Genomic DNA, 16042 nt, shown 5'->3' with positions numbered 1-16042 from the left:
GTAATGAATTTTATAGAGACTAGAGGAAATGATGGAGTAAAACCACTAGAAGTTAGTTTTAGTGAAGCTATTTTAAATCCAAGTAGCTCTTTTGGAGGACTTTATGTACCAAAAGATTTACCAAAATTAGATAAAAATTTTATTGAAAATCACTTAAACAAAAGCTATAAAGAGCTTGCATTTGATATTTTAAAAGCTTTTGAAATAGATATTGATGATAGTGAAATACAAAAAGCACTTGATTTATATGATAATTTTGATAATCCTTTAAATCCAAGTCCTGTTGTAAAAGTTAAAGATGATTTATATGTAAATGAACAGTATCATGGTCCAACAAGGGCTTTTAAAGATATGGCACTTCAACCTTTTGGAAGTATTTTTAGCTCTATTGCACAAAAAAGAGGTGAAAACTACCTAATACTAGCAGCAACATCTGGAGATACAGGACCAGCTGCTTTAAATACTTTTAGAAATAAAAAGAATATTCAAGTTGTTTGTCTATATCCAGATGGAGGAACTTCTGATGTTCAAAGGCTTCAAATGGTTTGTGAAGATGGAGAAAATCTAAAAGTTTTAGGAATAAAAGGAAACTTTGATGATGCACAGAATGCTCTAAAATCTCTTTTAGCTTCAAGTAGTTTTAAAGCAGAGTTGGAAAAAGATGATATTAAATTAAGTGCTGCAAATAGTGTTAATTTTGGAAGAATTATTTTTCAAATAATCTATCACTTCTGGTCATATTTAGAACTTATTCGTCAAAATGCTATTAAAAATGGTGAAAAAATTTATTTAGTAGTTCCAAGTGGTAATTTTGGAAATGTTCTTGGAGCATACTATGCACAAAAAATGGGGCTTTGTATAGAGAAACTTTTAGTTGCATCAAATGAAAATAATATTTTAACACAATGGATAAACACAGGTATTTATGATATCAGAGATAAAGCTCTAAAACTTACAAAATCTCCAGCTATGGATATCTTAAAATCTTCAAACATAGAAAGAGTAATTTTTGATCTATTTGGTAGCTTGAGAACAAAAGAGTTAATGGAAGATTTAAATAAAAATAATATATTTACAATGACTCAAAATGAGACAAAAGAGCTACAAAAATATTTTAGTGCTACTTTTAGTAATGATTCATTTGGTAACAAAACTATAAAAGAGTTTTTAGATGCTGGATATTTAATGGATCCTCATACAGCAACTTGTATAAAAGCTTACAATGACCTAAGAGAAAAACCACTAAAAACTGTAATATACTCAACAGCAGAGTGGACAAAATTTTCACCAACGGTTTTAAATGCTTTAAAGCAAGACTCTCATAAATATAGTGATAAAGAGGCCTTAGAAGAGATTAGTACAAAATTTGGTGCTAATTTACCTCAATCTATTAAAAATCTTTTTAATGCCAAAATAAATCACTCTTTAGTAATAAATAAAGAGAATATTGAATCTGAAATAATAAAGTTTATTAGAAAATCATAAGATTTTCTAATAATTATAAAAAATAAAATAATCTTACTTTTCTACACATTTCGTTAATCTTTCATTTAAAATTTTGATACAAATCAATAACTCTTAAGATTCTTTATACTAAAATCTAGCCTGATTCTAATTTTAAAAAAAGGAAGCCAAATATGTCTAACAATACAAATAGACGAGATTTTATTGGTTACTCATTTGTAGCAGTTGCTGCAGTGGGTGGAGCCGCGTCTCTTTATGGTATGAAAAAGGTGTGGGATCCACTTCCTAGCGTTTTAGCTGGTGGATTCACAAAAATTGATTTGAGTGCATTAAAAGCAGGAGAACCAGAAACATTTACTTGGAGAGGGAAACCTATCTTTGTTTTGAAAAAAACTGCAGATATGGAAGATAATAAAAGAGATTTAGTAGTAGGAAATGATAGATTTACTGTTGCTATAGGTCTTTGTACTCATCTTGGATGTATTCCTGCATGGAAAAAAAATGAGTGGAAATGTGCATGTCATGGTGGAGTGTTTAATGCAAGTGGACAACAAACTTTTGGACCACCACCAAGACCACTTGATTTACCACCATTTGAAGTTGAGGGAAATACTTTAGTTCTTGGAAATGAAGGACCTGAATATAAAAAAATCGCTGAAGCGATGATGGCATAAGGAGCAATAGATGGCAAAATTTGAAAAAGCTAACTCTGTTGGTGAGTGGTTAGACCAAAGATTAAATGTAAAAGCTATTAACAAAGTTATGATGACTGAGTATTGGATTCCAAAAGATATTAACTTCTTATGGGCAATGGGAGTTTTATTAGCTACTACATTTACTATTTTAGTTGTTTCTGGATTATTCTTAATGATGTACTACAAGCCTGACATCAATTTAGCATTTGATTCAGTAAACTATACAATTATGCAAGAAGTTGCTTTTGGTTGGCTATTTAGACATATTCATGGTGTTGCAGCTTCTGTTGTATTTCTACTTATATATATTCATATGCTTACAGGTATCTACTACGGTTCATATAAACAAGGTAGAGAGATGATTTGGATTTCAGGAATGCTACTATTTGTTACATTTAGTGCTGCTGGATTCTCTGGATATATGCTTCCTTGGGGACAAATGTCTTATTGGGCTGCTATGGTTATTACAAACTTATTTGGTGGAGTTCCTGTTATTGGAGATGCACTAGTTGTTTGGATTAGAGGAGACTTTAATGTTGCTGATGCAACACTTACAAGATTCTTTATGTTACATGTATTCTTATTACCAATAGTTATTATGGGTTTAATTGGTTTACACTTCTATACACTAAGAATTCCTCACGTAAATAATCAATCATCTGATGAGATTGATTTTGATGCTGAAGCTGAAAAATATTTAGCTGGAAATAAAAAAGAGTCAAAAGTTATTCCTTTCTGGCCAATCTTTATATCAAAAGATTTAGCAGTTCTTGGAGTATTCTTAATATTCTACTTCTACTTAGTATTCTTCCACTATAGCTTTGCAATGGATCCAGTAAACTTTGATCCAGCTGATCCAATGGTAACACCAGCTCATATCTATCCAGAGTGGTATTTCTTATGGTCGTATGAAGTTTTAAGAGGATTCTTCTTTGATATTGCTGGAATTAAAGCATTTGACCTTGGTTTAATTGCATTTGCATTTGCAAATGGTATTTTCTTTGTACTTCCTTGGTTAGATAGAGATAATAAAATTTTACCAGCTCACAAAAGACCACTATTCTTCATTTGGTTCTGGATTTTAGTTGCAGATTTAATTGTATTAACAGTTTATGGAAAACTTCCTCCAACAGGTGCTAATGCATGGGTAGGATTCTTCGCAGCTGTTATATTTATATTACTGTTTATTCTACTTCCAGTAATTACAAAACTAGATCAAAAAAGAAGAGGATAAGACATGAGAGAATTAAAAATATTAGCAGTAGTAGTAGTATTAACTCTTATTACTTACTGGGGAGTTGAGCCTTTTGCTCACTCACAAATGCATCCAGCTGTATCAAATCCTAATTTTGATTTAGTTCAAGCAGATGCACAGACTTCAAAAGAGTCAATAGAAAAAGCTCAAAAAGCTTTAGATGAAGCTGTTAAAGGTGGAGACGAAAAAGCTATAAATGGTGCAAAAGCTGATTTAGCAAAAGCTATTGAATTTGAGAAAACAATAAATGAATTTTGGGCAAGTAGCAAAGAGGCTATTGAAGCAAAAGGAGATGTTGCAAATGGTCAAATTCTTGTAACTTCAAACTGTACAGCTTGTCATAGTATTGAATCTCAAGGTTTCCCTCAAATTATGGATAATGCAACAACAGCAGCAGCTTATGGTGTTGCAACTCCTGATTTAGGAAGCTCTGGAAAAATTTATACAAAAGAGTTTTTAGTAGGATTTATCAAAAATCCAGCACTTGCATCTAAAGTTTCACATAAATTTGAAGATGGAAAAGTTCATCCAATGCCAGGATATGACTGGATGAGTTCTCAAGAGATTGCTGATATGGTTGCATATTTACAATCAATTGCTCCAAAAGAGATGACAAACAAAGAGGTTTTTGTTGATTCTTGTCAAAGATGTCATGGTTTAAAATATGCTGATATGCAAAATGGAACTATGAGTGCATTTACACCAGATGAAAATATTAAAAACTATATGGGAAAACTTCCTCCTGATTTATCTCAATATATAATTAGTAGAGGACCTGATTATTTAGGTAAATTTATCAATGATCCTCAAAAACTACTTGAAGGTACAGCAATGCCAAGAGTTGGTTTAACACAAGAGGCTCAAGATCAAGTTATTAAGTATATGGAAGAGATTGGTGCATCTAAAAAAGCAGAAAGAGAAGAGTTAGGACCTAAATTTTTAATCTATTTTGTAATTTTTGCAATTATTGCATTCTTATGGAAAGCAAAACTATGGAGAGATGTTCATTAAGAACATCCTTCTAAATTAGGAGAGAGTAAATGAAATTATTAAAACTACTATTTATTGCGACTTTTGTTACTACATTTTTAAATGCTAGTGATCCAATGCAAAAATCAATGTCAGTTATGGAAAAAGGTATGAACCTAATTCAAAAAGGTTTTTTAAATAATAATCTTGATTTAATTAAAGAGGGAAATAAACTTGTAAAAGAGGGAAATGACCTTTTTTCTGATAAAAAATTAATTGCTAAGTATCTACCAGAAAACAAAAAACATATGGTAAATATTGCAGAAAATGCATCAAAAAGAATTGCTTTAGATGTTGTTGAACTTGAAGAGAGTTTAAAAAATAAAGCTTATATTAAAGCTGCAAACTCTTATTCAGATATGCTAAATGCATGTTCTAACTGTCACTCAATAGTTAGAAATTGGTAAAAATTATAAAAGAGTAGAGATACTCTTTTATAACAATATTTTTGATGTTGCGCTTACAATTGCAGTTTCTGATCTTAAAATCAAATTAGAATTAAAACCTACAACAAAATCTTTATTAAAATTACTTTTTTCTCTTTTTGAAAATCCACCTTCACAACCAATAACTAAAGTATCTATCTCATCTTTTTTATCATCTATAAAGTTATTTGAGAAATCAAGAATATATGATTTTGGATTTTGTCTTAAAAAACTATCTAGTGTTTTAGAGATTTCAAGTTTTACAATACTACTTCTACCACATTGACTTGATGAGTTAATTAATATTTTATTTAATTTTTCAATATTTATTTTAAAATTCTTCTGAGAAAAATCACTATATACAAAAGTTATCTTATCAACACCTATTTCATTTAGTGAAGCTATGCTTTTTTCAACTGTTTTTGGATCAACAACACACCAAACTAAGTGGAGTTTTCTGCTATTTTCTATAACTTTTTTTTCACTATTTACTAAAGTTAAAGTTGCACTTTTTTTATTTAACTCTACAATTTTATACAAATATATAAAATCATCTTCTAAGTTTCTAAAATATATCTCATCACCTATTTTATGTCTTCTTGCTTTTATTATATAGTTGTAGTTTTCATCAACTAGCTCTAAGATCTCATTTTTAGAAGATTTATCATAAACAAACTGCATTAAAATACTTTGCTAATAGTATAGACAGCTAATAAAACTGCAATTTCAATAATATAAATCTTCTTTGCATAAATATAAAAATCTTCTTGAAGTTTTATATCTGCAACTTTTATAACCCTTTGTTTCTTATATCTTTTTATCTCAATTACAAGCAAAAAGATTGAAGCTGGAATCATTAAAGCAATTGTAACACTAAAATGATGAGCATAAAAAGCAACTATTGTTCCTGTGTAAATTACAATTGCATTGCTCAAATGATATATTGGTGTCATAAATTTTAATTTTTTTGCCAAAGATATAAAATCTTTTTTTGTCATAACAGAGTATAAATTAAATAACATTATTCCTAAAAAAATATATATCGCATAAATATGTGTTGTAATTGCACTTTGCATCAATTCCATATAGGTTTATCTCACTTTTAAAAATTTTTGCTATTATATCCAACTTATAATAAGTTTATATTTCCAATACTTCATACATTTTTTAGAAATAAAAGGATTTTTTAATATATGAATAATAATTTAAAGAAAAAAGCAGTTGTAATTTTAAGTGGAGGAATGGACTCAACACTTAGCTCTTATATAGCAAAAAACAGTAATTATGATTTAATTGCAGTTCATTTTAATTATGGACAAAGAACTCAAGATAGAGAATTAAAGGCATTTAGAGATATTTGTAAAGAGTTAAATGTTTTAAATAAATATGAGATTGATATTCCATTTTTTTCTCAAATTGGAGCTAGTGCTTTAACTGATAAAACAATAGATGTACCAGTAGATGGGATTGAAAAAGGTGTTGTTCCAATTACTTATGTTCCATTTAGAAATGGTATTTTTTTAAGTATCGCAAGTGCAATTGCTGAAAAAGAAGAAGCAAGTGCCATGTATATTGGAGTTGTGCAAGAGGATAGTTCTGGTTATCCAGATTGTAGTGATAGTTTTATTCAAAAAATGCAAAATGCTATAAATGAAGGGACAAAAGAGGATACAAAAATAGAGATAATAACTCCTCTTGTTCATTTAAGTAAAGCTCAAATTGTAGAAGAAGCTATAAAATTAAATGTTCCACTAGAACTTACTTGGTCTTGCTACAAAGAAGAAGATAAAGCTTGTGGAGTTTGTGACTCTTGTAGGCTTCGATTAAATGGATTTAAAGAGGCAAATCAAAAAGATTTAATACCATACAAGGAGAGTTAAATGTGGGAAATTTCAAAAGAGTTTGACTTTTGTTATGGTCATAGAGTTTGGTCTCAAGCTTTAAATGTTGAATTCTCACTTGATAGCTGTTTAATGTGTAGGCATCTTCATGGACACCAAGGAAAAGCAATTGTATATTTAAAGTCTGATAATCTAAAAAGTGGAATGGTTACAGATTTTAAACACTTAAATTGGTTTAAAAAATTTTTAGATGATGTTATTGATCATAAGTTTATAATAGATATAAATGATCCACTATTTAAAACTCTACTTCCAAATATAGATAAAAAAGATTTAATAAGTTTTAAAGAAGGCTACAAAACAGTAGATTTAACAAATTTTAAAAATGAATTATTAGAGCTTTATGAGAGTTATATTATTGTTGATTTTGTTCCAACAAGTGAAAATATTTCAGCTTGGTTGCTAAAAATTGTTCAGAATAAAATGGATAAATTAAATATAAAAGTTTCAAAAATAGAGTTTTTGGAAACTCCAAAGAGTAAAAGTACATTTTATGCTAGAAGTTAATGAGATTTTTGGACCAACTATTCAAGGAGAGGGAAAATTAATTGGCTCTCCTTCAATATTTATTAGATTTGGAAAATGTAATTTTAAATGTGTTGGATTTAATGTTTTATATGAAACTCCAAGTGGAGTTAAAAAGTGTGCTTGTGACTCATACTATGCTGTTGATATGGAGTTTAAAGATAGTTGGAAAAGTTATGAAAATCATCTTGATATAGTAAATGTTACTAATAAACTTCTTGAAAATTATAGTTATAAAAATAGTGTTGATGTAGTAATTACAGGCGGTGAGCCACTTTTATATTGGAATAATCAAGAGTTTCAAAATCTGATAAAACATTATATTAATAAAAATCAAAGAGTTACAATTGAGACAAATGGATCTTTAAATATAGATTTCAAAGAGGATTATCAAAAAAAAATTATATTTTCAATGAGTGTAAAACTAAGCAACTCTTTAGAACCTTTAAAGAAAAGAGTTAATAAATCTACATTAACAAAAATTTTAACAAATACAAAAGAGTCTTATTTGAAATTTGTTATTGGAGATGATTTTTTAGAAAAAGCAATAGATGAGATAGAGGATATTTTAAAAGATATTCCAAAGTGTGAAGTATATTTAATGCCACTTGGTGATAGTTCTAAAGCCATTGATAAAAATTCAAAAAATGTTGTAAATCTTGCAATTAAATATGGATTTAAATATTCAGATAGATTACATATTAGATTGTGGGATAATAAAAGAGGAGTTTAATATAAACTAAATATTGTTATAATAATCGATTATGTAAAAAATTAAAAGGATAAAAATATGAAATTTAGTGGAAAAAATGTTTTAATAACAGGTGCAAGCAAAGGTATAGGTGCCCAAATTGCAAAGAATTTAGCAAGCTATGGTTTAAAAGTTTGGATAAATTATAGAAGTAAAATTGAAGAAGCTGAAGCTGTAAAAGAGGCTATTGAAAAAGCTGGTGGAACAGCAGCAATTATAAAAGCTGATGTTAGTATTGAAGATGAGTTTGTAAATGCTATAAAAACTATTATTGATAGCGATGGTGAACTAGCATACTTAGTAAATAATGCTGGAATTACAAAAGATAAATTAGCTCTTAGAATGAGTGTTGAAGATTTTACATCTGTAATTGATGCAAATCTTACTTCAGCTTTTATAGGGTGTAGAGAGTCTTTAAAAGTTATGGGTAAAAAAAGATTTGGTGCTGTTGTGAATATATCTTCAATTGTAGGAGAGATGGGAAATGCTGGTCAAACAAACTATTCAGCTTCAAAAGGTGGATTAAATGCAATGACTAAATCATTTGCAAAAGAGGCAGCTAGTAGAAATATAAGATACAATGCAATAACTCCTGGATTTATTCAAACAGATATGACAGATTTATTAAAAGCTGAAGTAAAAGCAGAGTATGAAAAAAATATTCCTCTTTCAAGATTTGGAAATCCAAGTGAAATTGCAGATGCGGTAGCATTTTTACTAAGTGATCACTCATCATATATCACAGGTGAAATATTAAAAGTAAATGGTGGTTTATACGTTTAAAATATTTTATTTGAACTTATTTTTCTGTTTTAAAAGTTTTTTTAAACTTTTTTGGTATAATTTTGGGACAATTTTAAAAAAGGAATAAAAAATGGCATTAATTGATGATGTAAAAGCAGTTGTTGTTGAGCAATTAGATTGCGATCCAGCAGAGGTTAAAGAGGATTCAAAATTCATTGAAGATTTAGGAGCAGATTCACTAGATGTAGTAGAACTTGTAATGGCTCTTGAAGAGAAATTCGATATCGAAATTCCAGATGAAGAAGCTGAGAAAATTTTAACTGTTGGTGATGCAATAGCATACATCGAAAACAACGCATAATTTTTGCGTTGTTAGGAAGATGAAAGAGAAATCTTTCATTTTTTTATTATTGAGTTTTTTAAACTTAAAAGATTGAATAATTTAAAATCAAAAAATGGAGCATATTTTATGAAGAGAGTTGTAATTACAGGACTTGGTACTATAAATTCTACAGGACACAGTGTAAATGAGTCTTTTGAAGCTATAAAAAATGGTGTTTGTGGTATTGACACAATAACACTATTTGATGCAAGTGATTTTACAGTACAAATTGCAGGAGAGGTTAAAAACTTTGATCCTGAAACTGTAATGGATAAAAAAGAGGTAAAAAAAGCTGATAGATTTATTCAACTAGGTATTAAAGCTGCTCTTGAAGCTATGATTGATAGTGGTTTTGTTACTAGTGAAAACAAAAAAGTAGATGAATCTATAGCAAATAGATTTGGAATAATTTCAGGTTCTGGAATTGGTGGTTTAAGTACAATTCAAAAAAATTCTACAATTTGTGACACAAGAGGTTCAAGAAAAATATCTCCATTTTTTATACCATCTTCATTAGCTAATATGTTAAGTGGATTTATATCTATTGAACATAACTTAAAAGGTCCATCTTTAGGACATGTTACAGCTTGTGCTGCATCAACTCATGCAATTTGTGATGCTTATAAAACAATTGCATTAAATGGTGCTGATAGAATATTAGTTGTTGGAGCTGAAAGTGCAGTTTGTGGAGCTGGAGTTGGTGGATTTGCTGCTATGAAAGCACTATCTACAAGAAATGATGAACCTAAAAAATCTTCAAGACCGTTTGATACTGGTAGAGATGGTTTTGTTATGGGAGAAGGTGCTGGTGCATTAGTTATTGAATCACTTGATAGTGCACTACAAAGAGGTGCAAAAATATATTGTGAAATTATTGGATTTGGAGAGAGTGGTGATGCAAATCATATAACTTCACCTGTTATTGATGGTCCTTTAAGAGCTATGCAAGCTGCATTTGAGATGGTAAAAGCAAACAGCGGAGAATATCCAAAAATAGACTATATTAATACTCATGGAACTTCAACTCCTGTTGGGGATAAAAATGAAACAGCAGCAATAAAAGAGCTATTTGGTGGAAAAGAGAAAAGTCCACTTGTATCTTCAATTAAAGGACAAATTGGTCACTGCTTAGGTGCAGCTGGAGCGATTGAAGCAATTATGACAATAAAAGCATTAAATGAAGGGATTATTCCTCCAACTATAAATGTTGAAAACCAAGATCCTGAATGTGATTTAGATGTTGTACCAAATGTAGCTAGAAAAGTTGAGTTAACTACTGTTATGTCAAATAACTTTGGTTTTGGTGGAACAAATGCTTCTGTAATTTTTAAAAAGTTTACAAAGTAAAATAAAAATTTAAAAGTAGACACTTTTTTAAGGAAAAAATATTGGCAACATATCTGGAATTTGAAGAAAAAATTAGAAAAATCGAAGAGGAGATAGTAATCGCTAGAACAAAAGCTGATGAACCTGCTATTGAGATTTTAGAAAAAAAACTTGAAAAAGAGGTTGAAAAGACTTTTAAAAATTTAAATGACTACCAAAAACTTCAACTTGCAAGGCATCCTGATAGACCATATGCTCTTGATTATATAAATGGACTTTTAACAGATGCTTATGAAGTTCATGGAGATAGACACTATGTTGATGATCATGCAATTGTTTGCTATTTTGGATTTATTGATAATCAAAAAGTTTTAATTATCGGTGAACAAAAAGGTAGAGGAACTAAAGAAAAGTTAAAAAGAAACTTTGGTATGCCTAGTCCTGAGGGATATAGAAAAGCTCTAAGAGCTGCTTTAATGGCAGAGAAGTTTCAAGTTCCAATTTTGATGCTAGTTGACACTCCAGGTGCATATCCAGGTCTTGGAGCTGAAGAGAGAAATCAAAGTGAAGCAATTGCTAAAAATCTTTTTGAATTTGCAAATTTAACTACTCCAACTGTTTCAGTTGTAATTGGAGAAGGTGGTAGTGGTGGAGCATTAGCTATTTCTGTTGCTGATAAATTAGCTATGATGAGATACTCTGTTTATGCAGTTATCTCACCTGAAGGGTGTAGTGCAATATTATGGAATGATCCATCAAAAGTTGAAACAGCAGCTCAGGCTTTAAGAATTACTTCAGATAATTTAAAACAACAAAATTTAATAGATGATGTTGTAAATGAGCCTTTAATTGGTGCTCATAGAAAAAAAGATGAGGCTATTATGGCTTTAAAAGAGTATTTTTTAAGTTCAGTTGAAGAGCTTAAAAAGCTATCACCAAAAGAGAGACAAGAGAGAAAATATCAAAAAATTATGAATCTTGGTTCATTTGAAGAGTAGATTTTATATCTACTCTTTTTTATGCTTAAAATCTAAGCATTAATCCTGCATAAATACCTTTAAAATCTAAATCTGTTTTTAAATCTGAAAGTCTATCTACTTCAACTTTTTGTACTCTATACCCTATCTCAATAGCTGGTTTAATTAAAGGCGTTATATCAAATGTATAATCTATTTTAGCTTTTACATCATAAGCTAAATTATCACTATATTTTATATATTTAGCATCTGCTTCAATTCCAATACCACTGAATGGAACCTCAACTCTAGCTCTTGCATATCCCATTGGAAGTGGAATAGTTTTTGAAATTTTACTAGCTGGTTTACCATTAACACTATACTCTGCATCAATAATTTTTATATCAACTCCAACATCTAAAGTAATCCAAAAAGTGTTATCCAAAAGATTATAGTATGGAATAACATCTAACTGTTTCATCATTAAATTTGAAGACTCTCCTGAAGTTGTATATCCACTAAAACTTCCAGTTGCTAAACCAATACTCTCAACTTTTGAATACTCTACTTTTAAGTTTGGAACTACTGGTACAAAGTGCTTAAACAAAGCCCACGCATACATATTTGTTTTTGTTTTCTCTTTTGATGAGTCAATTCCAGACAAACCTGAACTATCTGCTTTTATATTACCACTTGATTTTGAAAACCAAGCACCAGCTCCAACTTCAGCTCTTAAAAAATCTGCATTTGCAACACTTAACAGTAAAGTTGAGCTAATAGCTGCTACTTTTAAAACTCTTTTCATCTTTTTTCCTTATATAAATTTATAAATCGTTTTTATCTCTAACTAATCTTCCAACTTTTTCACCGCCAATTATGTGAAAATGTAAGTGAGGAACCTCTTGACCACCATCAATCCCAATATTTGTAATCATTCTATAACCACTTTTTGAAATATTTAAACTCTTTGTAACTTTTTTTATAAAAATAGTTAAATCACACATAATTTCTGGTGGCACATCTTCAAATGATTCATAGTGAGCTTTGGGAATAACTAAAACATGAATTTTTCTAGTAGGGTTTATATCATGAAAAGCTAAAAAGTTATCATCTTCTAAAACAACACTACTTGGTATCTCTTTATTAACAATTTTGCAAAAAATACACATATACTCTCCTTAAAATAGACCTTAAGATTATAACCAAACTCTAATAAATTTTTAGATACAATCGCAAGCTTATAAGAAAATTATAGATTATTTGAATAGGAAAAAAATTGGAACTTTGGATAAAAAAAATTGAGTCTTCAAAGAGTATTGAAGAGTTAGAATCTGTTAGAGTTGAGCTTTTAGGTAAAAAAGGTGTTCTTACTTTGGAATTTGCAAAGATGAAGGATATTCCAAATGAAGAGAAAAAAAGTTTTGCCCAAAACCTAAATCTTCAAAAAGAGCAAGTAACAAATGCTTTAGATAGCAAAAAAGAGTTATTAGAGTTTGAACTTTTAAATAAAAAATTGGAACTTGAAAAAATAGATGTAACAAAATTTAACAACACTATTAGTTCAGGCTCTGTTCATCCTGTTTCTGAAACTATGAATAGAATTATAAACTACTTTTTAAATCTAAATTTTGCTGTTGAAGAGGGTCCTTTGGTTGAAGATGATTTTCATAACTTCCAAGCTTTAAATCTCCCTGAATATCATCCAGCAAGAGATATGGCTGATACATTTTATAATAAAGATTATACACTATTAAGAACTCACACTTCACCTGTTCAAATAAGAACAATGTTAAGTCAAAAATCTCCAATTAGAATGATAGCTCCAGGAACTGTTTTTAGAAGAGATTTTGATATAACTCACACTCCAATGTTTCATCAAATAGAGGGATTGGTTGTAGATGATGCTGATAAAATTTCATTTGCAAATTTAAAACATGTTATGGTTGAATTTTTACAACATATGTTTGGAGAGGTTGAAGTTAGATTTAGACCATCATATTTCCCATTTACAGAGCCTAGTGCTGAAGTTGATATATCTTGCGTATTTTGTAAAGGTAGTGGTTGCCGTGTATGTTCACAAACTGGTTGGCTTGAAGTTTTAGGTTGTGGAGTTGTAGATCAAAATGTTTTTGATGCTGTTAACTATAAAGATAAATCAGGATATGCATTTGGTTTAGGAATTGAGAGATTTGCTATGCTAATTCATAATATTGGAGATTTAAGATCACTATTTGAAAGCGATACAAGATTATTAGGACAATTTAAATGATAGTTACAAAAAAATGGTTAGAAGAGTTTGTTAATATCTCAAAAATTAGCACTGATGAGATATGTAAAACTTTAAATAGTATTGGTTTAGAGGTTGATAGCGTTGAAAAAAGAAGTGTTGCTTCTAAAGTTGTTGTTGGAAAAGTTATAAAAAAAGAGAAACATCCTGATGCAGATAAATTAAATATTTGTCAAGTTGATATAGGTTCAAAAGTTGAGCAAATAGTTTGTGGAGCTTCAAATGTAGATGAGAATCAATTTGTTGCTGTTGCAACAGTTGGTGCAGTTCTTGGTGATGATTTTAAAATAAAAGCAGCAAAACTAAGAGGTGTTGAATCAAATGGAATGATATGCTCTTCAACAGAACTTGGTCTTCCAAAATTAAATGATGGAATAATGGTTTTAGATAACTCAATTGGAGAGTTAGTTTTAGGAAAAGAGTTAAAAGATTATCCACTTATAAATGATGATGTAATTGAGATTGGTCTTACTCCAAACAGAGGTGATTGTCTAAGTATTCTTGGAGTTGCAAGAGAACTTAGTGCATATTATAATATTCCACTAAATATTTTTGAAAAACAATCAAATTTTGAAGGTTTAAGTATAGGTCAAAAATTCTCTATAGATGTTTCTAAAATAGACTCTAATCTTATTTATAAAGGTATTGAGATAAAAACTCTTAAGTTAGATCTACTATCAAATTTAAGAGTTGCAACAATATCAAAGTATAAAGAAAACTTTGAGATGAAAAATTCATTAGAGTATGCAAGTCACTCTATTGGTGCAATTTTAAATGTATATAATAGTAAAGATGCAAAAGTTAAAAATGATTTGTACTCATTTGAAATCAAAAAAAATAAAAATGGTTTTGATAGTTTATATGCTAATGAGATTGAGCTTAGTACAATTGGTGTTGAACACAAAGATATAAAAGATTGCAGTGGAGATTTTTTAATTGAAGCATCTTATCAAAATCCTGATTATATCTCTAAACTTGTATTTGACAAAAAGATAAAAACAGGCGATGTTTTTTATAAAACTTCAAGAGGAAGTAATCCAGATATTGAGTTAGCAATGGATTATTATTGCGACTATTTAGCTAAATTTGGAGTTACAATTTATGCTGGTTCTAAAGAGTTTTTAGATGATTTCGAGAAAACAACAATTAGTACTAATATAAAAAAAATAAACTCTATAATTGGGCAAGATATAGATAAATTAGAGATTGAGAGAGTTTTATCATCTTTAGGATTTGAGATTAAGGACTCTGTAGACAATCTTGTTTTAGTAAAAGTTCCTTTATATAGACACGATATTAAAAATATTGCAGATATTGCTGAAGAGGTTATTAGAATGATTGGTATTGATAATATTAAATCAAAACCTTTAGCAATTGATGAAGTTAACAGAGTAAATAAGACTTCAAAAGATATTTTAAAGAAAAATAAAATTAGATACAAAGCTATTGAAAATGGTTTTTTTGAGACTTTAACTTATGTATTTACATCTAAAGAGAGCTTGTTAAAATATGGTTTTAAAACTGTAAAAGATGAGCTAGAACTCATAAATCCAATTGTAAAAGAGTTAAATACTTATAGAACAACTCTTCTTTTAAATTTAGTAGAAGCTTGTTCAAATAATTTTAAAACTGGTGCTAGAAGTGCAAGTTTTTTTGAAATTGGAACTATTTTTGATGAGAATAGAGTTGAGAGTAAAAAAGTTGCATTTATATTTAGTGGAGCAGCTGAACAAGAGTCTGTTTTAAATGCTGGTAAACCAAAAAACATTGACTTCTTTTCATTTGCTAAAAAAGTTTTAAATAGTGTTGGTGAGTTTGAGCTTGAAACTATGACAAATATTGATAATAAATTTATTCATCCATATCAAAGTGCAAATATTGTAATTGATGAAAAAGTTGTTGGATTTATATCAAAACTTCATCCAAGTGTTGCAACTGATTATGATTTAAGTGATACTTTTTTTGCACAAATTGATTTTGATGCAATAAAAAATGAAATAATAAAAGTATCTTCATACTCAAAATTTCAAACTTCAAGAAAAGATTTAAGCATAATTGCACCAAAAAATATGGAATTTAAATTAATAAAAGATGTTATTAAATCTTTGAATAATCCACTAATTAAACAGTTTAATTTAATAGATATTTATAGTGATGAGAAGCTAGGAGAGTTTGAGAGTTTAACAATAAGATTTACTCTTCAAAGTGATGATAAAACACTTGAAGATGATGATATAAATGGTGTTATGAACTCAATTTTAGATATTTTAAAAGAGAAATTAAATATTACTTTAAGATAAGG

General features: G+C 29.1%; 18 protein-coding genes. 14 read left to right on the top strand and 4 right to left on the bottom strand.

Going from position 1 to position 16042, the window contains the following annotated elements:
- Positions 1–3 precede the first annotated feature (3 nt).
- From thrC to ASKIR_RS01430, 5 genes are all read left to right on the top strand, one after another.
- Positions 4–1485, top strand: a complete 1482-nt coding sequence (gene thrC, locus ASKIR_RS01450) for a threonine synthase (RefSeq protein ID WP_066352727.1) — start codon at positions 4–6, stop codon at positions 1483–1485.
- 152 nt (positions 1486–1637) lie between these two features.
- Positions 1638–2138, top strand: a complete 501-nt coding sequence (locus ASKIR_RS01445; RefSeq protein WP_066162731.1) for a Rieske 2Fe-2S domain-containing protein — start codon at positions 1638–1640, stop codon at positions 2136–2138.
- A 10-nt stretch (positions 2139–2148) separates the two neighbouring features.
- Positions 2149–3393 carry a cytochrome b gene (locus tag ASKIR_RS01440; protein ID WP_066352730.1) on the top strand — a complete coding sequence of 415 codons (1245 nt, stop codon included), beginning with the start codon at positions 2149–2151 and terminating at the stop codon, positions 3391–3393.
- A gap of 3 nt (positions 3394–3396) precedes the next feature.
- Positions 3397–4425, top strand: a complete 1029-nt coding sequence (locus ASKIR_RS01435; protein ID WP_066352731.1) for a c-type cytochrome — start codon at positions 3397–3399, stop codon at positions 4423–4425.
- A 29-nt stretch (positions 4426–4454) separates the two neighbouring features.
- Positions 4455–4850, top strand: coding sequence for a hypothetical protein (locus ASKIR_RS01430; protein WP_066162742.1), 396 nt, complete (start codon positions 4455–4457; stop codon positions 4848–4850).
- Between the two features lie 27 nt (positions 4851–4877).
- Here the strand turns inward: ASKIR_RS01430 and ASKIR_RS01425 are convergent, their stop codons facing one another.
- A complete protein-coding gene (locus ASKIR_RS01425) occupies positions 4878–5549 on the bottom strand; it encodes a 16S rRNA (uracil(1498)-N(3))-methyltransferase (protein ID WP_066352734.1) in 672 nt (223 codons plus the stop codon).
- A complete protein-coding gene (locus tag ASKIR_RS01420) occupies positions 5549–5953 on the bottom strand; it encodes a hypothetical protein (protein ID WP_066162747.1) in 405 nt (134 codons plus the stop codon). Before ASKIR_RS01420 ends, ASKIR_RS01425 begins: the two co-directional genes overlap by 1 nt.
- A 108-nt stretch (positions 5954–6061) precedes the next feature.
- Here ASKIR_RS01420 and queC point away from each other — a divergent pair, with 108 nt between their 5' ends.
- The 7 genes from queC to accA all read left to right on the top strand — a co-directional run bounded on the left by queC (position 6062) and on the right by accA (position 11495).
- Positions 6062–6748 carry a 7-cyano-7-deazaguanine synthase QueC gene (queC, locus tag ASKIR_RS01415; protein WP_066352737.1) on the top strand — a complete coding sequence of 229 codons (687 nt, stop codon included), beginning with the start codon at positions 6062–6064 and terminating at the stop codon, positions 6746–6748.
- Positions 6749–7276 (top strand): 6-carboxytetrahydropterin synthase, encoded by a 528-nt coding sequence (locus tag ASKIR_RS01410; protein ID WP_066352742.1) that lies wholly within the window; start codon positions 6749–6751, stop codon positions 7274–7276.
- The gene (locus ASKIR_RS01405) at positions 7263–8027 is read left to right on the top strand and encodes a 7-carboxy-7-deazaguanine synthase QueE (RefSeq protein WP_066352745.1); all 765 of its coding nucleotides are present in this window, start codon (positions 7263–7265) and stop codon (positions 8025–8027) included. The genes ASKIR_RS01410 and ASKIR_RS01405 overlap by 14 nt, the downstream gene beginning before the upstream one ends.
- A gap of 57 nt (positions 8028–8084) precedes the next feature.
- On the top strand, positions 8085–8828 hold the full coding sequence (gene fabG / locus ASKIR_RS01400; RefSeq protein WP_066162757.1) for a 3-oxoacyl-ACP reductase FabG: 744 nt from the start codon (positions 8085–8087) through the stop codon (positions 8826–8828).
- 91 nt (positions 8829–8919) lie between these two features.
- A complete protein-coding gene (gene acpP, locus ASKIR_RS01395; protein ID WP_066162759.1) occupies positions 8920–9150 on the top strand; it encodes an acyl carrier protein in 231 nt (76 codons plus the stop codon).
- Positions 9151–9258: 108 nt separating this feature from the next.
- On the top strand, positions 9259–10518 hold the full coding sequence (locus tag ASKIR_RS01390; protein WP_066352748.1) for a beta-ketoacyl-ACP synthase II: 1260 nt from the start codon (positions 9259–9261) through the stop codon (positions 10516–10518).
- 41 nt (positions 10519–10559) lie between these two features.
- Positions 10560–11495 carry an acetyl-CoA carboxylase carboxyl transferase subunit alpha gene (gene accA, locus ASKIR_RS01385; RefSeq protein ID WP_066352751.1) on the top strand — a complete coding sequence of 312 codons (936 nt, stop codon included), beginning with the start codon at positions 10560–10562 and terminating at the stop codon, positions 11493–11495.
- Positions 11496–11520: 25 nt separating this feature from the next.
- On the opposite strand, the gene ASKIR_RS01380 is transcribed toward accA, so the two are convergent.
- Positions 11521–12258, bottom strand: a complete 738-nt coding sequence (locus ASKIR_RS01380; RefSeq protein ID WP_066352753.1) for a TIGR04219 family outer membrane beta-barrel protein — start codon at positions 12256–12258, stop codon at positions 11521–11523.
- 19 nt (positions 12259–12277) lie between these two features.
- Entirely contained in the window at positions 12278–12622 is a 345-nt protein-coding gene (locus tag ASKIR_RS01375; RefSeq protein ID WP_066162773.1) for a histidine triad nucleotide-binding protein, read from the bottom strand.
- A 107-nt stretch (positions 12623–12729) separates the two neighbouring features.
- Here ASKIR_RS01375 and pheS point away from each other — a divergent pair, with 107 nt between their 5' ends.
- Positions 12730–13722, top strand: coding sequence for a phenylalanine--tRNA ligase subunit alpha (gene pheS, locus ASKIR_RS01370; protein WP_066352755.1), 993 nt, complete (start codon positions 12730–12732; stop codon positions 13720–13722).
- Positions 13719–16040 (top strand): phenylalanine--tRNA ligase subunit beta, encoded by a 2322-nt coding sequence (gene pheT / locus ASKIR_RS01365; protein ID WP_066352757.1) that lies wholly within the window; start codon positions 13719–13721, stop codon positions 16038–16040. The genes pheS and pheT overlap by 4 nt, the downstream gene beginning before the upstream one ends.
- The last annotated feature ends 2 nt before the right edge of the window (positions 16041–16042 follow it).

Origin of the sequence: Aliarcobacter skirrowii CCUG 10374, assembly GCF_003544835.1 — a bacterium.
Lineage (GTDB): Bacteria > Campylobacterota > Campylobacteria > Campylobacterales > Arcobacteraceae > Aliarcobacter > Aliarcobacter skirrowii.
Note: the sequence above shows the minus strand (reverse complement) of the source record. Positions and strands in the feature narration are given on the sequence as shown.